The sequence below is a fragment of the Acidiphilium acidophilum genome (assembly GCF_033842475.1).
GTDB classification, from domain to species: Bacteria; Pseudomonadota; Alphaproteobacteria; order Acetobacterales; family Acetobacteraceae; genus Acidiphilium; species Acidiphilium acidophilum.
Window position 1 is genome coordinate 18899 of record NZ_JAWXYB010000018.1, and the last position, 24077, is coordinate 42975.

Here is a 24077-nt window from a genome sequence, read left to right on the forward strand (position 1 = left end):
GACCCGGTCTGGCCGCGTAACCATTCACACCCCCCCTTTCTTGCCTCGAATGAAGCGTTAGCCAACGGCCGGTAAAATGTCGAAAGGCTGGGCTTGCTTTTCCACCCGAACCGGACTCTACGATTCTGATGCCCCGTCAGAGAATCCCCGGCCTGAAAGACATTAAACGTACTGATTTATCTGCGATGTCGCGCGTCGAGCTTGAAGAACTGACCTGGGATTTACATGAATTGGCGCGAGCGCTGGCAAACCATGCCGGCGAGGATTCAACAACCAGTTCCCGTCCGCCTTCCAGCGACAATCCCTACCGGCGTAACACCAAGAGCGGGCAAAGTTCTGAGCGCTCCGACCGGGACGACAAAACCGATGGGGGTGGTGGTTCCGCGCCGGGCGGCAACGCTTCCGCCGGCAACCCTGGACCCAAGCCGGCCGGCAAACGGCCAGGGACGAAAGGGTTTTGGCGCCGGTTGCCGATTATAGTCAGCGGTGAACTCCTGCATGCGCCGACAGCGTGCGACGCATGCCGTGCAGTTTTCGGATCTTCCACCGTCTCGCAAAGCCGCCAAGTCAGCGCTCATCTGAGCTTTGAACTCACCCGCGGCGACATGAGCCTTCATGTCGCAGCCACGAAACATTGCTATCTGGCGATACGCTGCGACTGTGGCCATAATGCCGAGATCCGGATTATGCCGCATCTGCTCGGCAGGGCGCGGTTGACGGTATGATCGCACCAATCCCATTCGGCATAATCTTCGTCGCTCCAACAACCATGGAGCACGACGATCATGCCTCAATATTTGCAGACCTGCATCGAGCCGTATCTGGACTCGTTCGCCGAGAGCTTTGCGGCGGAGAATTACACCGCCGGCACGGTCAAGACCTACCAATCGATCCTGCGGAAGGTGGGGCACGCGATGGATGTCGAGGGCATCAGTCCTTCGGCGTTGACGCTCGACATGGCCGAGCATCTGGGACGCAAGGTGCCGCGCAAGAAGACGGGCTCGGTATGGCCGTATAGGTTGGCCCGACGGTTCGCGCAGCATCTGCTCGATATCGGCGTCACGCAGCCGGTGCCGTTGACCGAGGCGCAGCAGGCGCGCGCTATCCTGCTGGCGAACTTCGAGACCTATCTGGTCAAGCATCGCGGCCTGAGTCCGCGGACGATCTATCACACGCTGCGGTTCGCCAACCGGTTCCTCGATCATCGCTTTGGTGATGCGATAGTTGATCCGGGGCGGTTGCGGCCTGCCGACGTGATCAGCTTCATCGAGCATGTGTTGGCAGGCGCGCGTCGCGACAAAACGGTGGCAACGCATGTTCGTATCTTCCTGCAATATCTGTTCGGCAGCGGCGCGACAGCGACCAATCTGGCGCTGAGCGTACCTAGGGCGGCGAAGCGCTGGGGCGCACGACTGCCGCGCCATCTGTCGCCCGAGGGCGTCGAGGCGGTGCTCGCCTGCGTGCGCGACAGCCCCCGGCACGGCGCTCGGGACTATGCGATGCTGCTCATCATGGCCCGGCTCGGCTTGCGCGCTGCCGAGGTCATCGCGATCCAGCTGGACGATATCAACTGGCGCGCGGGCGAACTCTTGGTGCGTGGCAAGGGGAAGCTCCACGATCGCGTGCCGATCAGCGCGGAGGTTGGCGAGGCCCTCAGCCGCTATCTGCGCGAGGAACGCGGACCCGCGTCCTGCCGCACGATGTTCGTCACCCATCGCGCGCCGTACCGTCCGTTCAAGGACAGCCAGATCGTCAACGCCGTTCTCAAGGATGCGCTGAAGGCGACTGGCCAGAAGCCGGTAACGCCCTATGTGGGATCGCACCTGCTGCGTCATAGCCTTGCCACCCAGTTAGTGAACTCGGGTGCATCGCTCGACGAGGTGGGCGATGTGCTGCGGCACCGCTCACGCACATCAACGATGATATATGCCCGTCTCGACATCGATGGGCTGCGGTCAGTGGCAATGCCTTGGCCCGGGGCGGGAGGCGCGCAATGAGCCTCACCTCCCAACTCGACCGCTATCTGGCTGTGCGGCGCCGCCTCGGCTACGACCTGAGCACCAGCGAGCGCATCCTTCGCCGCTTCACCCGGTTCGCCGACAGCGAGCGTGTGACGCATATCGACACGGCGCTGTTCCTGCGTTGGCACGCTACGCTCGGCGAGGCCAACGGCATGACGCGAGCGGCGCGGCTTACCGCCGTGCGCCTCTTCGCGCAGTGGCTGAGCAGCTTCGATCCGGCGCATGAACCCCCACCACGGAGCCTGTTGCCGGACACTGTCATGCGCTCGCGTCCGCATATCTACAGCAATGCCGAGGTCGCTTCGATTATCGCGGCCGCAAAGGCGCTGCCGTCGATCTGCGGGTTGCGCGGGCTGACCTGCTCGACGCTGTTCGCGCTCATCGCGGTCACGGGCTTGCGCATCAGCGAGGCGCTCGCGCTCGATAGGAACGACCTCGACGCCGATAATGGTGTGCTGCGCGTCCGACAGGGCAAGAACGGCAAGGAGCGGTTGCTGCCGCTCGACCCCAGCACCGTCGAGCGACTGCTCAACTATCGCATCGAACGCGATCGGCTAATCGGTCATCCGGCGGTGCCGCTGTTCGTAACCGACAAGGCGACCCGGCTCACCGACTGCACGGCCCGCTACAACTTCGCGCAGGCGTGCCAGCAGATCGGCTTGCGATCCGAGCAGCAGTACCATCGGCATGGCCGAGGGCCACGCATCCACGATCTGCGCCACACCTTCGCCGTGCGCACGATGATCGACTGGTACCGGACCGGCAAGGATCCGGCGCGCGAGATGATCCGGTTGACGACCTATCTGGGTCATAGCAGTCCCTCTGGAACATACTGGTATCTGGAGGCGGTCCCGGAACTGCTCGATCTGGCGATAGCCCGTGCCACCGCGAGCGGCGGGGAGTTGGCACAATGAACGCCGTCACCTTGCCCGCGCTGATCCAGCGCTTCTTCACCGACCGGCTTTGCACGCAACTGGAGGCGAGCCGACATACGGTCGCCGGCTATCGCGATACGTTCCGGCTGCTGCTCAGATATGCGAGCGCCCGCCGCAAAAAGCCGCCGGTCAACCTGACGGTCGAAGACATCGACGCCGATCTGGTCGCAGACTTCCTCACCCACACCGAGACCGCGCGGGGTAATAGCGCTCGTAGCCGCAACACCCGGCTCGCCGCCATCCGATCGTTCTTTCGCTTCGTCGCGATGACCGATCCGACCTGGCTGCTGCACTGCCAGCGTATCCTCGCCATGCCCAACAAGCGCTATGTGAAGCGTGCGGTCACGTTCCTCGATGCCGAGGAAATGGCGGCGTTGCTGGCGGCCCCGGATCGTACGACATGGGCGGGGCGGCGCGACCATGCTCTGCTGCTGCTCGCGATCCAGACAGGCCTTCGGGCTTCCGAACTGGTCGGTCTCACGCAGGGCGATGTCGTGCTGGGGACCGGCGCGCATATCCGTTGCATGGGTAAGGGCCGGAAGGAGCGCGCCACCCCGCTTCGCCGCGAGACAGCCAAGCTGCTGGCAGCGTGGATTGGCAACGACAAAGATGCGGACAAGCCGCTGTTCCCCTCGATCCGGGGCGAACGGCTGAGCCGTGACGCTCTTGAACATCTGGTCCGCAAACATTGCCTCACGGCGTCGCGCGCCTGCCCGAGCATCGGCACCAAGCGGGTCACGCCACATACGCTGCGCCACAGCACGGCGATGGACCTGCTTCACCACGGCGTCGATCAAGCGGTGATCGCGCTCTGGCTTGGTCACGAAAACATCGAGACCACCCAGATCTACATCCATGCCGACATGCGGATGAAAGAAAAGGCGCTCGCTCGCGTCGCCGCCCCAGCCACGCCGCCAGGCCGGTTCCGGCCCGACGATCAACTCCTCGCGTTCCTGGAAGCGCTCTGATTATGCCGAACAGCCGCATGGCCAATGCCGGGCTATCCGGCCTCCAGCTGAGGCCATGCGGCATAATCCGGATCGCGGCATTATGACAATTATGCCGACATCGGCATAAGGGCCACGAGACCATCGCACGCCCCGCAACCGGACTGTGCTCACATGTCGAGGGGCGCCGGCGCGACCTGCTGATGAGCGAGCGCTGCCTGGTTGGCCCGATGCTCGCCACCTTCATCGCGGCGCTGTCGCTGCGTTTCCGCCTCTCGCGCGTCAAGATCGCTGAATTCCTGGCTGACTGGCTGGGCGTTGAGCTCGGGATTGCCACCATCGAACGCTGCATTCACGAATTCGGTCTGGCGAGCGAACCCGTGGTCGAGCAATTGATCGAAGATGTGCGTGCGGCTGACATCGTCCATCTCGACGAAACCCCGTGGTATCAAAAGGCAAGTCTGCTGTGGCTCTGGGTTGCGGTGACGGCAACCACGATCGTCTATCGGATCGGCAGCCGCAAGCACTGCGAATTGGCCGCGCTGATCGGCGAGGCCTTTCTGGGTTGGCTCGTCACCGACGGTTACGGTGCCTATCGCGATCATCCACGCCGCCAGAGATGTCTGGCGCACCTGATCCGTAAGGCCCGCGCGCTGGCAGAGGGGCATTACGGCGCGGGATCAGGCTTCGGCAGCGATCTGGTCCGCGATCTGCGCCGCCTGATCGAGCGCGTGCATGACGGCGACGACCCCGCCGCCATCAAGCGCCTGACCGCGAGCATCAAATGGAACTGTCAATGCAATCGCCATGAGATCGATGCGAAAGTTCGCGGGCTGGCAGGTGAAATCCTCAATGACTGGGACGCAGTGGTCGCCTTCGTCGCCGATCGGGATTTACCGCCCACCAACAATGATGCCGAACGTGCGCTCCGCCACGCGGTGATCTCGAGGCGCATCAGCTTTGGCACGCGATCCGATGAAGGGAGCCGGTTCTATGCCGCCGCGCTCAGCGTCATTGACACCTGCCGCAAGCGTGGCACTGATCCATGGGCCTATGCCTGCGCCCTCATCACCGCCGCACGAGCTAACAATCTGCTGCCCACAATCCCTGCCCAGGTAGCGGTCTGACCCGGGGGGTGTGAACGGTTACCTGGCCGCGTGGTGTCAGTCATATTCGCCTTTAAGCACATGACGACATCTACTTTTTTGACCATCCGGACGCCAATATTTCTTTTTTCGTTCCGGTTTCCGCGCTATAGTACCAGTATAATCAAATGTCGTAGAATAAACATTATGGAAACTTCTGGCGCATCCGTAATGAGATCTATCCGCGATCAGCGGCGGCGCGGATCAATGCAAGAGTTCGATACAGGCCGTGTACAAATTTACTATAGGGTAGCAGACTAAACAGGGCGAGGATCAGGCCCAGATCTCACTCATCCCCTCATTACGTAGCCGGCATGGAATTGCCGAATATGCCGCTGCTGCGCAGCATTTCCGTGAACCGCCGCATCAGGGGCAGTAGCCGGTGCTTCGGCATGTTCGGGATCAATTCATAGAGCATGCACCCCTGACGGAACAACGAGTGTGAGCGGGTCTTCGAAGTGTTGGACTTGAGCTGTCGATCCATTCCCAGGCTCTCGCCTGCCGTCCCGAGCATGGTCAGCAGCGCCATCGCAAACGCGCTGATGAGCAGCAGCCGATCGCGCCGCTCTGGTTCGGCGATGCGGATCTCAGCCATCCCCATCCCAAAACGCAAATCCTTGACGTCCCTGAAGCTGGGTTCGATCGTCCAGCGCCGGGAATATTGCTTGATCAATGTCCCTGCAGACGCCACGGCGTCACTGCTCGCCAGGCACCACGGCTCCTTCATGTCACGCGCATGTACGCACACCACGGCACCGACCTGATAGGCGTGCGAGGCGGTGACGCGCGCACCACGCAGTTTGCGCGCCCGGCCCGATTTGCCGACCCAGTCCGCCGCGGTTCGCGTCTCGCCTGCGGCATCGGTGACATGGATGTTGCCGCGGAAGCGAATGATATAGGCAAAGCCAAGCTCCGTAAGATACGCGAACAGCTTGTGGTCACCGAAGCCGCGGTCGGCCAGGATGGTCACGCGGCAGCCGGGCGGGACAACCTCCGACAGGCGGCGCAGGCAAGTATCCTCGATGGCGTTGCGCTGATCTTTCAATTCCTCTTTCCACATCGACAGCCACAACAGAGGCATCGCCCGGCCATGCTTGCTCACCAGGTTGAGCGCCAACGTTGCCTGATCGTCGCCGTCGAAATCCGTCCAGTCCATGGCAACGACGATGTCGGTCTGCGAACCCACCAGATGCGGTACCCAACGGGCGAAGCTTTCCCAGACGTCGATACTCTCGTTACTGAGCATGCGATCAACCTGCTTGATCGCGTGCTTGGTCACCAGCCCGCGCGCCTGTGCCAACGCCTGACCGATCATCGCGACGGCGAGCGACGCGCCGGTCATCACGCCCAGTGTCGCAGCAGACAGGGAGTCAACGCGTTTGGCGTGGAGATCGTGGGCATACAACTCGTCAATGAATGCGCGGATGTCCTTCAACCGCCCACCATCACGCTTTTTCGATGCTGCAATTCCCATGATCCACCCTCATCCATGCATTCCAACGCTTGGTAGAGAATCGCAGCGAATCGGCGCAATACCTGGACCTATGGAAAATGGGGGGATTCCTGAGGGCCCAGATGAATCGCTAGCAGTAAGGGCATTGCTGATGTCTGGCGCCATCCGAGCGCCAGCATGCCACTCGCCGCAGTGAGCCAAAGCAGTACCAGCAGCGCGATGTCGCCGCCGAGGAGGCGGCGAGCCAACGGCGTGGGATCTGTGACCAATTTCAGGCCAAACAAACCGCTGGTCCCCACGAGCAGGCCGAGCCCGCCAAGCGTCCCCAAAATAACGGGTAGGCTGAACCACGGATAGGGGGCTGGCCAGCCGAGGATATCGGCGGCGAAGGCGGCGGTACAAGTCGCGGCAAAACATGCGAGAAACCCGTAGGCCATGGCATGATGGAGCAAGCGCCGGGTCGTGGAGAAGGATTCGTCCTTGTCGTTACAGCCCTGGCCGCCTCCGCCGAGGTTTCGGAGCGTGAATGCATCATGAACACCGCGCAGGATAGCAGCGGTCGTTACCTGGGCGGAACCGCACTGGCGCCAGTAGCGCACCGCACCGATAGTCATGGCTAGGACCGCGTATCCCAGAGCAAGGGTCGCCACCCCGGCCATCACGGCCCACGGAATTACCCGGTAGAACGCACGGGCACCCACGGCGGCATGAACGAGCGTGCCGGGTGCCGTGAGGCCAGCGGTCAACAGCAGAACCGCCGTCACGACAAGAGCGGTAACCAACGATACGACGGTGCCGTTGCGCTCGAACAGCCGCGCAAGCGGCGCAGGCCAAGCGTAGCGCCGGTAGGTTTCATCGCGCAGCAGCGCAAACGCCTGGGGCACGTTCACCCCGAACGGATGGGGTGGCGCGTACTGACAGGCATAGTAACAAGCTTTACAGTTGTGACAGAGGTTGGCGAGGTGGTTCAGATCCGCTTCGGCGAAACTGCGGTGGAGCGTCATGGCCGGAAACACCGCGCAATAGCCTTCGCAATAGCGGCAGGCGTTGCAGATCTCCATCACCCGGTTGGCTTCGGTAAGAATGGCCGCGTCAGTTTCGTGCATATCGTGCCGCCTGTTCACCCGCGATCCGGCCGAAAACGGTCCCGATCGTCATTCCAAAGCCGGCCAGATAGCCGCGCCCCAGAATATTGCCCGCCATAATCTCGCCACTCGCCCACAAATTAGCGACCGGGCGGCCGTCATTCATAAGGACCTGAGCCTGCTCGCTCACCTTCACACCAAGATAGGTGAAGGTGATCCCCGGTCGCAGCGGATAACCACTGAACGGTGGGGTATCGATCGTGCGGGCCCAGTGTGTTTTAGGCGGCTCCAGCCCCTCGGTCTGGCAGCCATCGAGCCTTGCGCCATCGAACGACCCCGGTACCACCGCCGCGTTGAACCCCGCGACGGTCGCCTCCAGTGTTGCCGGATCGAGACCGAGTTTTTCAGCCAACTCGCGGATCGTCCCCGCTCGAATCGCGGGAAACACCGACGGCATGAATAGGGGATCTGCTTTCGCATCGATGATGGCGTAGGCGATCTGATCCGGCCGCTGCGCCACCAGGCGGCCCCAGATGGCGTAGCGTTTCGGCCAGACGTCTTCGCCTTCATCATAAAAACGCTGACCATGACAATCCACGACTATGCTGAAAGGCACGCAGTCGAGCCGGGTGACGATGCCGCCATCGTATTTCGGGGCCCGGGCATCGATCGCAACGGCGTGGCACTGGGTTGGGTCGCCGACCTGAGCCACATCCTGTGCGAGCAGATCGCGTAGCACGGTTCCCTTGGCGAAGGGGGTGCCACGAATGATGAAATTATCGGCTGCTTCTCCCCAGGACTCGCGCATCCAACTGGTATTGGCCTGAAACCCGCCGCTGGCCACCACCACGGCGCGGGCACGCAAGGTGACGGGAAATCCGCGGCTTACCAAGGTCAGTTCACGAACGAGACCGGCGTTGAGTGCCACTGCAGTGACCTCGGTATCATAAAGTATTTGAACCCCGAGCCTCTCCGCAGTCGCAAAATAGGCGTTTACCAGCGCTTTCCCGCCGCCCAGGAAAAATGCGTTGGTGCGCCCAAGGCTAAGCGTACCGCTCAGCGAGGGCTGGAACGCAACGCCCCTCGCTGCCATCCATGCCGGCGCCCCGGCCGAAGCACGGATGGTCATGCGCGCCATATGTTCGTCAGTCTGGCCGCCGGTCACCCGCAGCAGATCATCCCAGTACTCATCCTCGCCATAGGCCTCGACCAGCACCCCGTCCGGACGGTCGTGCATCGCGCGGAGATTTCGGGTGTGGCGCGAATTACCGCCGCGAAACGATCGAGGCGACGCTTCGAGAAGAACCACGTGCGCCCCGGCCTCGCGCGCAGTGATGGCGGCGCACAACGCGGCATTGCCGCCGCCAACCACCGCAACGTCCCAGGTGATTTGGTCAAGCACGCCGGGTTGGAGGTCATCAGGCAATGTCGATACCCTTGGTGTCCGGCGTGGCGAGGATCGCCCAGATTGCGGCGAGCGCATAGACCATCACCAGAAGCCCGATATAGATGAACGCATGCTTGACTCCGACACTTTTCAGGATCAGCCCCGCCATGATCGGGATCAGACCTCCGCCATAGACTTGCGAGATCTGGTAGGCCGCACTGGCACCGGAGGCGCGATAACGAGTGGGAAAATTCTCGGTATAAAATGCCGGAATCGCGCCATAGCCGAAGCCGAAGACGAATCCAAAGCCGATGATTTCGGCGATCGCCGCAAGGAGCAGGTGGTGGGTATTGATGAGATAAAAATAGGGGATCGCAAAAATCAAAAAGGTGATGGCAGCGGTAAGCAGGACCGCGCGCCGGCTGACCTTATCGGCAAGAAAGGCACCGATGATCATAAAGACCAGCATAAACGCGGCGGCCAGCAGTCCGATCGCCTCGGCCTGTCCACCAGTGAACCCAACCACTTTCATGTAGCTGGTGCCAAACACGAAACTGAGAAAAAACGCGCCGCTGAACATGGCATTCACCAGCGACATCCGCAAAATCCGTCCCGGCATTTCGCGCCAGACCCGCCTGGCCGGATAATCGAGTACCTGATGGTTGGTCCGGAGGCCTTCGAACAGGAAACTGTCCTCGGTCCGCAACCGGATGATCAGGCCGACTATGGCGACCACGAAGCCAATGAAAAAGAAGATCCGCCAGCCATATGCGATGAAATCTGCCGGGCTCATCAGGGATTTGACGAAGACGACGGAACCAAAGCCGAGCAGCAGGCCGATCGGGATAGCGAATCCGACCCAGGCGCCCCAGAATCCCCGGTATTTCGAATTCGCCGCCTGCTCGATCACCCAGGTCGAGGCAGTCCCGAATTCGGCACCGAAACTGATTCCCTGGGCGAGGCGGAATACGATCAGCAGGATCGGCGCGATGACGCCGATGGAATCGTAAGTCGGCGTCAACCCGATGAGCAAGGTACTGACGCCCATGAGTACAAGGGCATAGACCATCGCGTTCCTTCGACCCGAACGATCAGCGATGTTACCGAAAATATAGGCACCAACCGGGCGGATCATGATTCCGATGCCATAAACCCCGATCGCCGCAGCCACTGCAGCGAGCTCGTGAAGTTTAAAGAAAATCCCTCCCCAGACCGTGGCAGCGATGACGCCGGTGACCAGAAAGTCATACTGTTCGATGATGGACCCGACGATGCTGGCGATCGCCACCTTGGTAATCTGCCGCTGGGTTGGACCTGATGCGCCGGAGCGCGGTTGTTCCGTTGATCCGATGCTTGGCATGTTAAGATTTCCCCATTGAGCTTTGACTCCGCTCGTTCTGTCGGTGCGTTGCTATGGCAGAGACATTTCCGCCCGACAACCACGGGTGCGATCCGTCCCATCGTGCTGTCAGGTTGGCAGCCGGATCGGACTATGGCAGTCTGCGCATGAGGGCTTTATCAAATCCCTATCGCGGCTTCCGGTATCCGGGTGAGGTGATCCAGCACGCGGTCTGGCTGTATCACTGCTTCAGCCTGAGCCTACGGGAGGTCGAGTTGATCCTGGCGGTGCGGAGCGTGGCCGTTCGCTATGAGAGCGTCCGTGCCTGGAGCCTCTTGCGTCAGGCTGATTGCAGATGCAGCGTTATGAATCCGGCGATAGACCGATTAAAAACACTAGGAGGGAACCATCATGGCCAGCACATTGCGCGCGGACATTCCGGTGTCCGAATTACTGAAAAACGATCCCAAGAATTGGGGACGTTGGGGCGCTGACGACGAAATTGGTGCGCTTAACTTTCTTACACAGGCCGAAGTGCTCCGTGGCGTTCAAGCTGTACGGCAAGGCAAAACCTTCACGCTTCAGGTAGTGATCGGCCATCCCAAGGGCGATCCGGTCTGGCCAGGCCGCGCGCAGCCAGTACGGGTCAATGTAATGGACAAAGGCCATTACCTGTGTGGTAAAGGCCCGGCATTTCCTGGCCATGCCGAATATGCCGACGATATGCTGATCATGTATTTGCAGGGCTCGACGCAATATGACGCGCTGGGTCATGTCTGGTGCGACGACCAACTCTATAATGGTTACGATGCCCGCACTACCGCTGGCAAGATGACCAAAGCCAGCGTCTTGCCGATCGCTGAGCGTGGCATTGTCGGGCGTGGCATATTAATCGACATGGCTCGCCATCGCGACAAGCCTGTACTTGATCGCGGCGAGACCTTCACCCACGAGGATCTGCTCGCGGCAGCGGCCAGACAGGGTGCCGCCATCGAGAAACACGATATCCTGCTAATCCGCACTGGTTGGATCGGCTCGTTCTATGAGCGCGACAAGACCGAATTCTACAGTAATTTCATCGAGCCCGGCCTGACCTATTCGCCTGAGTTGGTGAAATGGTTCCATGAAATGGAGATCCCCAACTTGGTCACCGACACGATTGCCAACGAGGTTACGGCCGATCCGATCTCCGGCGTCGTGCTGCCGCTGCACAATGCGCTGATGCGAAATCTCGGAATCACTTTCACCGAAATTACCGCCCTCGACGCTCTGGCCGATGACTGCATGACAGACGGCCAGTGGACGTTTCTCTACACGGCGGCACCGCTGAAAGTCTCCGGTGGTACCGGCGCACCTGTCAATCCTGTGGTAATCAAATGACGTCCTACGAGACGAAGCCTTGGCTCGGCCTGTTCGACGCGGATCAGCCCGCCAGCATCACGCCCGACTTCACCGATGTCCTTGCGATGTTCCGAGCAGCCGTCGCCCGTTCTGGCGAGCGAGCGGCGTTGCTGTATTTCGACGGCGTGATCACCTACGACGAACTCGACAAACTAAGTGATTCCCTCGCCGGTTATTTAGCTGCTCATGGGTTCGCGCCGGGAGACCGGCTCGCAATTTTTCTACAGAACGTGCCCCAATTTGTCGTTGCCATTATCGCCGCCTGGAAAGCCGGCGGCATCGCGGTTGCGGTCAATCCGATGAACCGGATGCGAGAAATCGCCATCCTGTTCGCGGACTGCACGCCCCACGCAGTGATCTGCCACGACTCTAGCTATGAACCGGTGATCGCCGCACTCGATGCTACCCTGCGTCCCGCCCTCGTGATCACGACCTCAGTTCTGAGCTATCAAACTCGAAATGATCCTCGCCTGTTCGGCGATGCTCAGCAGCGGCAAATCGCCGATACAATCGATTTCGGAGACGCGATTACCACCGGCGGCCCAGTCCCGGTGACGCCGCATTACCAAGCGGGCGATATCGCCTTTCTTGTTTACACCTCCGGCACGACTGGCGTGCCGAAGGGGGCGATGAACACCCATGGCAACGTGGCATTCAATGCTCAAACCTATCGGGACTGGATCAAACTGGCTGAAGGTGCGCCGATTCTGGGGATCGCCCCGCTGTTTCATATCACCGGCCTGATCGGCCATGTCGCTGCCGCTTTCATCACCGCGGCCCCCTTGATTCTGACCTACCGCTTCGAGCCTGGTGTGATGCTCGATGCCATCGAGGAACACCGGGCTGAATTCACGATCGGAGCTATCACCGCCTTCATCGCAATGATGAACCATCCGAGCGCCACACGCGCGAAACTCGCGTCAATGACCAAGATCTACTCGGGCGGCGCGCCGATCCCGCCCAGCGTTGTCGTCGACTTTCGTAAAACTTTTGGGCACTACATCCATAACGGCTACGGTCTGACCGAAACCAATTCGCCGACCCATGTTGTGCCCTTGTCGCGCGAAGCCCCCGTCGATCCAGCTTCAGGCGCGCTCGCCATCGGTGTACCGGTCTATAACACGATTTCGTGGATCTGCGACGACGCGGGCAATCCGCTCCCCGTCGGCGAGATCGGCGAAATCGTGACCCAGGGGCCAATGGTGGTGCCGGGCTACTGGAATAAACCGGACAAGACCGCCGAATCCATTCGCAACAGCCGTTTCCACACCGGCGACGTCGGGTTCATGGATGCCGAAGGTTGGTTCTACTTAGTCGATCGCAAGAAGGACATGATCAACGCCGCAGGCTACAAAGTCTGGCCGCGCGAGGTTGAGGACGTGCTCTATACCCACCCGGCAGTGCGCGAAGCTGCAGTAATTGGGGTGGCGGATCCCTACCGCGGCGAGACGGTGAAGGCGGTGATCAGCCTTAAACCCGGAGCGGCCACGACTCCTGCGGACATCATCCTTTTTTGCAAGGAGCGCATGGCTGCATACAAGTATCCCAGAATGGTGGAGATCATCGAGGATCTTCCGAAAACAGTCACCGGCAAGATCCTCCGCCGCGAGCTTCGTGGCTAATTGAAACCATCGTATATTATGTCCGGCTGCGTTATCTGAGGTATACTTTGGACTGATGCGCAGCACATATAAGCAATTCACATAATGATTCAGCACAACCAAGAATGAAAGCCGCGGCTTTACGACTATCCTTCAAAATCCTCCGGTCCCTTCATCGCGGCTACACTCCTGCGGCAGAATCAAAATTATGTAAAATGATCGAAAATATTGTTCACCATTATTTACGAACCCGCGGTCAGCCACGAATTTTCGCAAGTGCGTCGATGGCAACACTCATTCGCATGGCGCTCGATGGGATCGGGATCGCCGCAATACCGCCAGCCATCGTTCGGGATGATATCGCCAATGGCCGACTTGTCCGGCTACGGAGCGGCCATCGGCTTCGGGATCTTGGTTTCGTTGCGGCATGGGCTGAAACATCCGAGAAATTCCTGATCTCCGGCATCGCGGATCTCGCGGCAGAAAGCGCCCTGTGACCTGACCGGGGTATACCTCCTATGGCCTCAGAAATCCTGGAGGAGCTTGCGCCATGAGGGGAAATCTTCGATATCCAATGATATAAGGTTAGGATCTCGACTGATGGCAGAGCAAGACGAGTTTTTCGCCCCGTATGACGCTCCGGCTGGAGGCTGGGGCGCGTTGGCTGCAACCGCAAAAGCCTTACGCCGGCAAAGCGTTGTGGCGCGCGGCAGCAAGGCGCTGTTGGCCGCGAACCAACCTGAGGGGTTCGATTGTCCGGGTTGCGCCTGGCCAGATCCGAAACATACTTCGTCCTTCGAATTCTGCGAAAACGGCGCCAAGGCAATCGCTTGGGAAGTAACAGACAAACGGGTAACGCGCGCCTTCTTCGAGCGCCATACCGTGACCGAATTGCTGGCTGAGACCGATCTTTGGCTTGAGGAACAAGGTCGGCTGACCGAGCCAATGCGTTACGATGCTGCCACTGATAAATACGTCCCCATCGCATGGAACGAAGCTTTTGCGACCATCGCGCGCCATATTCACGCGATGGATCATCCGGATCAGGCCGAGTTCTATGTCTCCGGCCGCACCTCGAACGAGGCAGCGTTTCTGTTCGCGCTGCTCGGCCGCCTCGTCGGCACCAATAATTTCCCCGATTGCTCCAACATGTGCCACGAGCCGACCAGTCGGGGCCTGCCGCTCTCGATCGGCATCGGCAAGGGCACCTCGGTGCTGGAGGATTTCGAACACGCCGACATGATCTTGAACATCGGTCAGAACCCCGGCACCAATTCGCCGCGCGCGATGGGCACGCTACGCGATGCCGCCAAGCGCGGCGCGCGGATCGTGGTGTTCAACCCGCTGCGCGAGCGGGCGCTCGAACAATTCGCCGACCCCAAGAGCACACAGGACATGCTGTCCAAGGGCGTGAAAATCGCGCATCTCTATTGCCAGGTGAAGGTCGGCGGCGATGCCGCAGCGCTGAAGGGCGTGATGAAACTTGTGATCGAGGCCGAGCGCGCGGCCAAGGCCGAAGGGCGGAGCGGTGTGCTCGATCATGATTTCATCGCAGCCCACACCCACGGGTTCGAGGATTTTGTCGCGGATCTCGACGCGACCGACTGGGCTGATATCATCGAAACCTCCGGCCTCGATCGCGCGACGCTTCAACAGGTTGCGGACATCTATTGCGAGGCCAAATCGGTCATCCTGATGTATGGCATGGGCATCACCCAGCATCGCCACGGCTCGGAAAACATCCAGCAATGCGTCAATCTGCTGCTGTTGCGGGGCAATATCGGTCGGCCCGGTACCGGTATTTCACCGGTGCGCGGCCATTCCAACGTGCAGGGCGACCGCACAGTCGGCATCGATGAAAAACCGACCGAAGCCTATCTCGATCAGTTGGCCAAGGTGTTCAAGTTCGAGCCGCCCCGCGCGCACGGGCATGGCGTGGTCACCAGCATCGAGGCGATGATCCGCGGCGAGGTGCGGGTGTTCCTGGCGATGGGCGGCAATTTCGTCGCCGCCGTGCCCGATACGCCGGTGGCCGCCGCGGCGATGCGCAGCGTCGCTCTGACAGTCGGGGTTAATACCAAGCTCAATCGCGGCCATCTGGTCCACGGTAAGGAGGCGCTCATTCTGCCTTGCCGTGCCCGCAGCGAACTCGACGAGCAAGACGGCGTGCTGCAATCGGTCACGGTCGAGGACAGTATGAGTTTTGTGCACGCCTCTGGCGGCCTGCTCGAACCGGTCAGTCCGGATCTGATGTCCGAGGTCGCGATCGTATGCGGCATGGCCAAAGCAATTTTCCCTGACCGTTACACCCATATCAACTGGGACGGCTACGTTGCGGATTACGACCGGATCCGCGACGATATCGAGGCGGTCTATCCCGATTTGTTTCACGATTTCAATCGCCGGGTGCGTCAACCCGGCGGGTTCCGACTGCGCAATCCAGCGAGTGAACGGATATGGCACACCAAATCCGGACGTGCCAATTTTCTGGTGTTCAAGGGCGTTGCGGAGGAAAAGTCCCGTAACAATGAACCCAAAGTTCTTCGCCTCGCCACGTTGCGAAGTCACGATCAATACAACACGACCATCTACAGCAATAACGATCGGTATCGTGGCATCACCGGTACTCGCATGGTAGTCCTGATGAATGAAGCGGACATGATGGAGCGCGGAATCATGCCGGGTGACAAGATTCGGTTACGCACAATCTCGACTGACGCAACCTTACGCGTGGTCGAGAACCTTACAGCCATAAAATATAACATCCCGCGTGGTTCGATAGGTGCATATTATCCTGAAACCAACGCGTTGTTACCGCTGAGTCATCACGATGAACTAGCAGAAACGCCAGCGGCAAAGTCGATCCCGGTACTAGCAGAGGCAATGGGCTAACAGAATTACAGCCCTGTAATTCTTCGGGCATACAGCTCAGCCGGTCAGTTGCTTCATGGTGCCAAATTGACATACAGCTTAATGTGACCTGTCAGTCGCTATCCGTAGGCGCCGACTGAACGTTCCGAGATGTGATGACGAGAATGAAGCGGCCAGGCGGCAGGTTTGTCGCCCAGCCGCTCCAGTTCTCGCTAAATGTCGATGTGCCAACCCAGAGCGAGATTGAGAACGATCCCGTAGGTGAGATACATCAACAGTAGCCCCGTGACGATGTGGGCGATACCGAGAGCCTTTCGGCTAAGCGGCATCATAAAATCGAAACAGTAGAAAAACTCACAAAAGTAGACTGTCATTAATCCCACAAACAGAAGTGCCACAGGCATATCTCCTGCATTGAAGAAAACGATCAGTCCAAGAAGCGAGACGAGAAAAAAGGGAATACACATATATCCGTTTGGTACGATCGAGCCCCCTCGGATACGGCTGAGACCCATAGCAAGCCAGTGAATTCCAAACACAGTGGTCTCGATGCCTGCGGCGTAGAGCGGAGGACCTTTGAATACCTGGAACCAAGTGAGGCCAAGAAGAATGTAAGTGCCACAAAGGAACTGAAGCATACCGGGCATCCAAAAGCCCCACCAACCGTTAGAGATTTCAGTTGCTTCGGACTTTGCCGGATAACCAAAAAGTTCCTGGGGTCCGAAAATGAGGTATCCGGTGCCGAGTCCAAAAAAGGCGAGGCCAAGAGGAACGTAGGCCGGTGGTGTAACCTGACGTCTGGAAATTCATTTTGGGTTGGGAGTTGGTGCCCTTGCCGGGGCATGCCCCGGCAAGGGCTGTTCATTCTGGTATTCCATGCAGTTGTTCACACCAACATGGAGACCGATGAATGGACGCCAAAAAGGATACGATTATCGAGGCACTTTTGGAACATCTGATCGAAAACGGCGCAGGCGATATCGCCACGGTATTTGCCAGGACCTTCGAACTCGCCATGCAGATCGAGCGCGAACGCTTCCTCCACGCCAGTCACTACGAGCGCAACCCCGATCGTCAGGGTTACGCCAATGGCTACAAGCCCAAGCGGATCGATACCCCGGCCGGGTCGATCACCGTCGATGTCCCCAAAACCGCCGGTCACGTGGGCGAACCCTTCTACCCACAGTCCCTCGAACGCGGCCGACGCTCGGTCCGCGCCGTCATGGTCGCCGTCGCCGAAATGTACATCAAAGGCGTCTCCACCCGCGACGTCGAGGCCGTCATGCGCGAATTCGGCATCGAAAGCCTCTCCTCCGCTCAGGTCAGCCGCGCCAGCAAGCTGCTCGATGACGAACTCGCCGCCTGGCGCACCCGACCCCTCGCCGAGATCCGCTACCTCATCCTCGACGCCAGATATGAAAAAATGCGCGATAATGGCGTCGTCCGCGATGCCGCCGTGCTCTCGGCCATCGGCATCGGACCCGATGAACGCCGCCGTGTCCTCGGCGTCTCGGTCGCCCTTTCCGAGGCCGAAGTCCATTGGCGTGCCTTCCTCGAAAGCCTCCATCAGCGTGGCCTGCGAGGCGTCGAATTCATCGTCTCCGATGACCATGCCGGATTGCACGCCGCACGCCGCGCCGTCTTCGGCGCCGCACACTGGCAACGATGCCAGTTCCACCTCGCCCAAAACGCCATCCACCACGCCCCCAACCACGCCATCCGCAAACGCATCGGCGCAGAACTCCGGACCGTCTGGAACGCAAATTCCCTCGCCGCTGCCCAGATCGCTCTCACAACCCTCGTCAATGCCTATCGCGACACCGCACCAAAGCTCGCCGATTGGCTCGAACGAAATATCCCCGAAGGCCTCACCGTCTTCACACTGCCAGAACCCCACCAGCGCCGGCTTCGCACTTCCAACCCCATGGAACGCGGCATCCAGCAGGAACTCAAACGCCGCACCACCAAAATCAGGGTCTTCCCCAACGAAGCCTCCCTCGAACGCCTCGTCAGCGCCGTCCTCGTCGAAATCGATGAAAAATGGGCCGCCGACACCAAGGGCTACATCAAGTGGGACTACCAGGATGCCTGACCCCCGCTCGCCCTATTTTCCAGACATCAGGTTGCTCAATCACGTAGGCCGAGGCCGGGAAGCTAAATATCGCTGTCGTCACGCTTTTCTATACTCCCTGATATCGGCCAGATTGGTTCCTACCCGGTGCACAAACCTAATTCCGCGCCGACGATGTTTCGACATCAAACGGTGCTTTAGGCGAGAAAATTTACTAAATCGCTAGCGAGAGGATCAACACTTTGTGATCGAATTCGGTTCGCGTCATGTTGATCTATCGGGATTGCCGCGCGCGATTTTCTCCCCGACACCACTTTCGAAATACGCGTTGCCCCGCCAAAGGACGTTGACCCGGATGCCCTTGGCGGCAAGCTGGTAAGACAGACCCTTGGCGTAATGAATCAGCCGCTGCCTTGAACAGCTCGTAGGGCCCCCCAGCATACGCACCTCAAATCCAATACCTCAAAGCGGGATGGCCCACTCGCTCTTTCGGCAAGGATGCGTACTCTACGAACTCATACCCAATATGCCAGTGCATCGTCTCTGCCCATTGATATCGGATCGAAAACTTCGGTTGATAGTATCCATCCGGCGAAGACCGCGTCCTGATAGCCGCTCGGCGTTCACGGATCGCTGTAGTGGGGTGATCAGGCGACCTGTGCGACTGGGTTGTGGTTTTGCGGATCGATCCAGTTCCAAGGCATCAGTTCCTCGATCCGGTGGACCGGATGGCCGGCGATGCGCGCGAGGATGTCGGCGAGCCAGGCCTGCGGATCGACATCGTTCATTTTTGCCGTTTATGCCGTCCGCCGAACTATGCCGAATGGTTTTATTTTTGCCCTAAATGGCGATGACCTGGACTTGATGGGTTCGGCATAGTTTGTCCCCTGCCTCCGCTTTCAACAGCGGAGAATAGGAACATGAATTGTGAAGAGTATTTGCTTAGAAGCCGGCTGTACCAGCGTCTCAAGGGCGGGCAGCACGGCCAGCTTGTCGAGCGCTACGCAGCACGTATTGTGAGAGACGGGCTCGTTCGACACGGCGTCTGGCGATCTTTCAATGTGGTCGGGGGGCTGTTGAGTTGGATCGCAAGCCGTCGCAGCACGGTGGCGGATCTCGATGAACGAGTGACCGAAAAATATCTCCGGCATCGGGCTCGGAAGCAGTCTATCCAGCCTGGCGACCGATCCGCGCTGAAGCGATGGCTATCGGTATTGCGCGAGGAAGGTGCGATCGCGCCAGCGGTGATGCCGCCTGCCACCTCGCGAGATCGGATTTTTAGTGAATTCGCTGCCTATCTGAGGACAGAGCGCGGCCTGACCCCGAAGTCCATCGTTCGTCATCTCCCGCCTATCCGCAGGTTCCTGCACGAGGTGTGCCCCGCCGGCGACGCCGACCTAGGCAAGATCAGTCAGGTGGAAGTGATCCGCTATATCGAGCGCCACGCCCAGGATTGGAGCCCTGCAACTGGGAAGGGGATGTGCTCGTCGCTGCGAGTCTTCCTTCGTTACCTCCACCATCAAGGGCTGAACCCTCGCGCGTTGGCCCATTGTGTGCCGTCCATGCGACGATGGAAATTCGCGGCACTGCCCACTTTTCTGACCGCCACCCAAGTTCAGAGGGCGCTTGACGGTTGCGACCGGGCAACCCCTATGGGACGGCGAGACTACGCCATTCTGATGATGCTGGCTAAGCTCGGCCTCCGCGCCGGCGAGGTAGCGACCCTCACCTTGGATGATATCGACTGGCGTACCGGCGAGATTCTCGTTCGTGCCAAGGGCCGACAGCGCGCACGAATGCCGATCTTGCCGGATGTTGGCGCGGCCATCGTTGCATATCTACGCGATGGCCGTCCACAGGCCTCGTGTCGGCAATTGTTTATTCGCACGCTCGCGCCTCATCTCGGCTTTGCTTCTGGGTGTGCGATCACGATGATCGCCAAAATGGCTCTTGATCGCGTCGGAATTGAGGGCTGCGCACACCGCGGTGCCCATATCTTCCGGCACAGCCTCGCCACCGAACTGCTTCGGTCCGGCGCAACCTTGTCCCAGATTGGTCAGCTGCTGCGGCACGAGAGCCACGACACCACCCGGATATACGCGAAGGTCGATATCGAAACGCTGCGGACATTGAGTCGGCCCTGGCCGGGAGGCGCGCAATGATCGACCTAAGATCCGCTCTCGAGAAATATCTAAGTATGCGCAAGGGACTTGGATATAAGTACGAGCAACAAACCCGGCGGCTCCGCGACTTTGTCGCATTCATGGAGAAGCGCAAGGCTAAAACCATCACTACCAAGCTCGCGATGGAATGGGCGACACTGCCGCCTGATCGGCATGCGTATTGGGCTTTGCGGTTGAGCGACGTGCGCGGGTTCGCGCGCCATGTCTCCAACTTCGATCCGACAACGGAGGTACCCCCAGCCGGCGTCCTGCCGGGATGGAAGCGTGCGAAGCCTCATATCTACAGCGACGCGCAAATCGATGATCTGCTGGCGGCGGCTCTGGCTTTGCCGCCAGAGAGGGGCCTGCGGCGATGGACCTACCATACACTGTTCGGCCTGATCGCGGTCACCGGTATGCGTCTCTCTGAGGCGATGGGGATTGAGCGTGACGATGTCGACCTCGACAAGGGGGTGCTGACGGTCCGGCTGACCAAGTTCGGCAAATCACGACTCTTGCCATTGCATCCAACGACCAGCGCCGCGCTGCGCAGCTACGCCAACCGGCGCGATGCGCATCTCGGCCCGCGCTGCGGTTCGACCTTCTTCGTCGCCGAACAGGGTGGCCGCCTGCTGCACCAGTACGTCCATCGCGTCTTCTGGCGCCTGTCCCATGAGATCGGGCTGCGGCGCCCTGGCGATCGTACCGGGCCACGCGTGCATGACTTCCGGCACCGCTTTGCTATCCGGACGCTGCTCGATTGGCATCGCGAAGGCAAGAACGTCGAACAGAAACTTCCGGCACTCTCCACCTACCTCGGCCACACCTGTGTACGCGATACATACTGGTATCTCTCGGCCTGCCCTGAGTTGATGGAAGAAGCGGCGCGGTGCCTCGATCGGCGATGGGAGGCGACGCCATGAAGCCCCCCTGCAATATCGCCACGTTGATCGAGCGCTACTTCACCGAGTGGCTCATACGCCAGCGTAACGTCAGCTCCAACACGATCGCATCCTACCGGGATACGTTCCGGCTACTGTTCAGGTTCGCACAAATGCGGCTCCATAAGCCCCCTTCGGATTTGGCACTCAGCGACCTAGATGCACCGTTTATCGGTGGATTCTTAATCGATCTTGAGATGAAGCGCGGTGCCAGCCCCAAGACTCGCAACCTGCGCCTTACAGCCATCAGGGCCTTCTTCCGATTCGTATCGTTCGAGGAGCCGGCACACAGCGCGCTGATCCAGCGCGTGCTCGCGATACCGAGCAAGCGCCACGATAAGCGACAGGTGCACTTCCTGACACGTCCCGAGATTGAGGCCATTCTCGCCGCGACCGATCGGACGACGTGGCTCGGCCGCCGCGATCACACCTTGCTGCTTCTAGCAGTCCAGACGGGCTTGCGCCTCTCCGAGTTGATCAGTCTCGACAGGGAGGCAGTCCACCTCGGCGCCGGCGCTCATGTCCGGTGCGTCGGCAAGGGGCGGAAGGAGCGAGCCACGCCGCTATCCACCATTGCTCGAGGTGCGCTCCAGGCATGGCTGAAGGAGCCTGCCCGGAAAGGAGGAACTGTTCTGTTCCCCAACATGCACGGTGGGCGACTCAGTGCCGACAGCGTCCAGTCGCTACTGGCGAAGTATGTGAAGGTCGCCACCGAAAATTGTGCGTCGTTAAAGTCGAAGCGGGTGTCGCCCCACGTGTTGAGGCACAGCGCGGCCATGGAGTTGCTGCAGGCGGGCGTCGACTGCTCCGTGATCGCGCTTTGGCTCGGTCATGAATCGATCGAGACGACACAGACCTATCTGCATGCACATATCGCCCTCAAGGAGGCCGCATTGGCAAAGCTCACGCCATACCAGAGCGGAAAGAAAACGCGCTTCCGCCCCGACGACCGATTACTCGCCTTCTTGGAAGCGCTCTGACTGGCTAAACTATGCCGAATGAAACGGAATCAACTGCCACGGAAGAACCGAGAGAAACTCGACAACCGTGCATTTTTCGGAAACCATTCGGCATAGTTCGGCGGACGGCATAAACGGCATTATGCCGCGCCCGGCATAATGCTGTCGTGATCAGGGTGTACATCATGGCGGCCCTTTCCCCACCCCGGTCGGAACCGGCGAATAACCATGATTTTCTGCCCAGAGCCAGGGTCCGCAGGGCGCGTTCGGCCGCGTTGTTGGTCAGGCAGATCCGCCCGTCGGTCAGGAACCGCGTGAACGCCGACCAACGGTTCAGCATGTAGTCCATCGCCTTTGCGACATCGTTGTGCCGCGAGAGTTTGGCCCGCTCGGCACGCATCCAACTTTCCAGTTCGGTGACCAGCGGGGCGCTGAGCTGTTGGCGCGCCGCCAGGCGTTCAGCCGGCAACTGGCCGTTGATGCCCCGCTCGATTTCAAACAGCGCGTCGATCCGCTGCACCGCGGCCAGCGCCATCGGGGCGACGAAGGCAGGCGTCTTGCCTTGCGCGCGGCGTTTGGCGTTTCGAGCGATGTCGGCCAGTTCGAAGAATTTTCGTCGCCCGTGCGCCCAACACGCCGCTTCGATGATCGGGCCAGGGGATCGGGTCGGCACGTACAATTTGTTGTAGCCGCCATAAGCATCCGCCTGGAATATCCCGCTGTATTCGGCAAGATGACTTTGCGGGTGAATGCCGGCGCGGTCGCGGGAATAATAGAACACCGCGCAGGGTGGACCCGATCCGCCAAACGGTCGATCGTCGCGCACATAAACCCAGACGCGGGCGATATCGGTCTGACCCTGCGCAAGCACCGGCACGGTGGTGTCATCGCCGTGGATCCGACCGCCGGTGAACACCATGGTTTTGATGAAGGCATACACCGGCTTAAGCGCGACACAGGTGGCGCCGATCAGATCGGCCAGGGTCGAGACGCTGAGCGCAACGCCTTCCAGGCCGAACCGTTCGGATTGGCGGTTCAGCGGCTGATGCAGGCCAAACTTGTCGTAGGCGATCATCGCGAGCAGGCTGGGACCGGCGAAGGCGCGCGGAATGGTGTGGAAGGGTGCGGGTTCCTGGCTGATCTTCTCACAATCGCGGCAGGTGAATTTCTCCCGCACATGCTGGATTACCTTGAACGTTCGCGGGGTGGATTCCAACGTCTCGGTGACACTCTCCCCGAGCTTGGCCAGGCGCGAGCCACCGCAGCAGAAGCACTGGGTCGGCCCCGGCAGGACAACCCGCTCGCGGAGCAGGTGCTCGGGGAAGGGCTGGCGCGACGGGCGCTTGCGGGTGAAGCCGGCGACAGTCGTGGTTTTGGCCTTCGCGGCTTCCTGCTCGGCATGTAGTTCGTCCTCGGTGGCACTGGTCTCGAGCTCTTCGAGTTTCAGCTCCATCTGGTCGAGCAGCCGGGCCGTGCGTTCCGCCCTGGGGCCGTAGAGGGCGCGCTTGAGCTTCTCGATCTGCAGCTTCAGATGCTCGACATAGGCGGCGGTATCGGACTGCGCGGCGCGCGCTGCGGCTGAATCCGCTTCGGCGGCATCAGCTCGCGACATCGCTCCTCGAACGATCTCTTTCAGCGCGGCAATGTCGTCCGGCAGGGCCAGCGAATCGATATCCATGCATCGGATAGAATCATAAACCGCTTGGGTTTCGCTACAGAAATCCGTAGCAAACAGCAGGTTTTTACCCTGATTTTTTGC

The 24077-nt window shown here is 60.1% G+C and carries 18 protein-coding genes and 2 pseudogenes; 13 read left to right on the top strand and 7 right to left on the bottom strand.

Translation table 11 applies throughout. The features are described 5' to 3' along the window. Positions 1 to 185: 185 nt before the first annotated feature. From SIL87_RS02775 to tnpC (SIL87_RS02795), 5 genes are all read left to right on the top strand, one after another. Positions 186 to 725: a hypothetical protein gene (locus tag SIL87_RS02775; RefSeq protein WP_319612724.1), complete on the top strand. Its 540-nt coding sequence runs from the start codon at positions 186 to 188 to the stop codon at positions 723 to 725. A 60-nt stretch (positions 726 to 785) separates the two neighbouring features. After that, on the top strand, positions 786 to 1997 hold the full coding sequence (locus tag SIL87_RS02780; protein ID WP_288006472.1) for a tyrosine-type recombinase/integrase: 1212 nt from the start codon (positions 786 to 788) through the stop codon (positions 1995 to 1997). Next, entirely contained in the window at positions 1994 to 2935 is a 942-nt protein-coding gene (locus SIL87_RS02785) for a tyrosine-type recombinase/integrase (RefSeq protein WP_319612725.1), read from the top strand. Before SIL87_RS02780 ends, SIL87_RS02785 begins: the two co-directional genes overlap by 4 nt. After that, the gene (locus SIL87_RS02790; protein WP_319612726.1) at positions 2932 to 3924 is read left to right on the top strand and encodes a tyrosine-type recombinase/integrase; all 993 of its coding nucleotides are present in this window, start codon (positions 2932 to 2934) and stop codon (positions 3922 to 3924) included. The genes SIL87_RS02785 and SIL87_RS02790 overlap by 4 nt, the downstream gene beginning before the upstream one ends. 182 nt (positions 3925 to 4106) lie before the next feature. Beyond that, positions 4107 to 5030, top strand: a complete 924-nt coding sequence (tnpC, locus tag SIL87_RS02795) for an IS66 family transposase (protein ID WP_319612727.1) — start codon at positions 4107 to 4109, stop codon at positions 5028 to 5030. A 319-nt stretch (positions 5031 to 5349) separates the two neighbouring features. Here tnpC (SIL87_RS02795) and SIL87_RS02800 read toward each other — a convergent pair whose 3' ends face one another. From SIL87_RS02800 to SIL87_RS02815, 4 genes are all read right to left on the bottom strand, one after another. Beyond that, entirely contained in the window at positions 5350 to 6522 is a 1173-nt protein-coding gene (locus tag SIL87_RS02800) for an IS4 family transposase (protein ID WP_319612376.1), read from the bottom strand. A gap of 68 nt (positions 6523 to 6590) precedes the next feature. Continuing rightward, positions 6591 to 7607 carry a tricarballylate utilization 4Fe-4S protein TcuB gene (gene tcuB, locus SIL87_RS02805; protein WP_319612728.1) on the bottom strand — a complete coding sequence of 339 codons (1017 nt, stop codon included), beginning with the start codon at positions 7605 to 7607 and terminating at the stop codon, positions 6591 to 6593. Further along, complete coding sequence (gene tcuA, locus SIL87_RS02810; RefSeq protein WP_319612729.1) at positions 7594 to 9012, bottom strand: FAD-dependent tricarballylate dehydrogenase TcuA; 1419 nt, start codon at positions 9010 to 9012, stop codon at positions 7594 to 7596. Before tcuA ends, tcuB begins: the two co-directional genes overlap by 14 nt. Then, positions 9005 to 10261: an MFS transporter gene (locus SIL87_RS02815; protein ID WP_319612730.1), complete on the bottom strand. Its 1257-nt coding sequence runs from the start codon at positions 10259 to 10261 to the stop codon at positions 9005 to 9007. Before SIL87_RS02815 ends, tcuA begins: the two co-directional genes overlap by 8 nt. 462 nt (positions 10262 to 10723) lie before the next feature. Between SIL87_RS02815 and SIL87_RS02825 the strand changes: the two genes are divergently transcribed. The 4 genes from SIL87_RS02825 (at position 10724) to SIL87_RS02840 (ending at position 16206) form a co-directional block, all read left to right on the top strand. After that, entirely contained in the window at positions 10724 to 11692 is a 969-nt protein-coding gene (locus SIL87_RS02825) for a cyclase family protein (RefSeq protein WP_319612731.1), read from the top strand. After that, entirely contained in the window at positions 11689 to 13335 is a 1647-nt protein-coding gene (locus tag SIL87_RS02830) for an AMP-binding protein (RefSeq protein WP_319612732.1), read from the top strand. The genes SIL87_RS02825 and SIL87_RS02830 overlap by 4 nt, the downstream gene beginning before the upstream one ends. Before the next feature lie 263 nt (positions 13336 to 13598). Then, the gene (locus SIL87_RS02835) at positions 13599 to 13811 is read left to right on the top strand and encodes a LysR substrate-binding domain-containing protein (protein WP_405055205.1); all 213 of its coding nucleotides are present in this window, start codon (positions 13599 to 13601) and stop codon (positions 13809 to 13811) included. A 103-nt stretch (positions 13812 to 13914) separates the two neighbouring features. Then, positions 13915 to 16206: an FdhF/YdeP family oxidoreductase gene (locus SIL87_RS02840; protein ID WP_319612733.1), complete on the top strand. Its 2292-nt coding sequence runs from the start codon at positions 13915 to 13917 to the stop codon at positions 16204 to 16206. A gap of 191 nt (positions 16207 to 16397) precedes the next feature. Here the strand turns inward: SIL87_RS02840 and SIL87_RS02845 are convergent, their stop codons facing one another. After that, complete coding sequence (locus SIL87_RS02845; RefSeq protein ID WP_319612734.1) at positions 16398 to 16823, bottom strand: hypothetical protein; 426 nt, start codon at positions 16821 to 16823, stop codon at positions 16398 to 16400. 272 nt (positions 16824 to 17095) lie between these two features. Here SIL87_RS02845 and SIL87_RS02850 point away from each other — a divergent pair, with 272 nt between their 5' ends. Further along, on the top strand, positions 17096 to 18277 hold the full coding sequence (locus tag SIL87_RS02850; protein WP_319612316.1) for an IS256 family transposase: 1182 nt from the start codon (positions 17096 to 17098) through the stop codon (positions 18275 to 18277). 626 nt (positions 18278 to 18903) lie between these two features. Here the strand turns inward: SIL87_RS02850 and SIL87_RS02855 are convergent. After that, positions 18904 to 19053: pseudogene (locus tag SIL87_RS02855) on the bottom strand (transposase domain-containing protein); the annotation flags it as partial. 123 nt (positions 19054 to 19176) lie between these two features. Between SIL87_RS02855 and SIL87_RS02860 the strand changes: the two are divergent. The 3 genes from SIL87_RS02860 (at position 19177) to SIL87_RS02870 (ending at position 22339) form a co-directional block, all read left to right on the top strand. After that, on the top strand, positions 19177 to 20418 hold the full coding sequence (locus SIL87_RS02860) for a site-specific integrase (protein WP_319612622.1): 1242 nt from the start codon (positions 19177 to 19179) through the stop codon (positions 20416 to 20418). A 101-nt stretch (positions 20419 to 20519) separates the two neighbouring features. After that, positions 20520 to 21341, top strand: a complete 822-nt coding sequence (locus tag SIL87_RS02865; protein WP_319612735.1) for a tyrosine-type recombinase/integrase — start codon at positions 20520 to 20522, stop codon at positions 21339 to 21341. Next, entirely contained in the window at positions 21338 to 22339 is a 1002-nt protein-coding gene (locus tag SIL87_RS02870) for a tyrosine-type recombinase/integrase (protein ID WP_319612624.1), read from the top strand. Before SIL87_RS02865 ends, SIL87_RS02870 begins: the two co-directional genes overlap by 4 nt. A gap of 139 nt (positions 22340 to 22478) precedes the next feature. Here SIL87_RS02870 and tnpC (SIL87_RS02875) read toward each other — a convergent pair. Beyond that, positions 22479 to 23996 (bottom strand): annotated as a pseudogene (gene tnpC / locus SIL87_RS02875) (IS66 family transposase); the annotation flags it as partial. Positions 23997 to 24077: the final 81 nt, after the last annotated feature.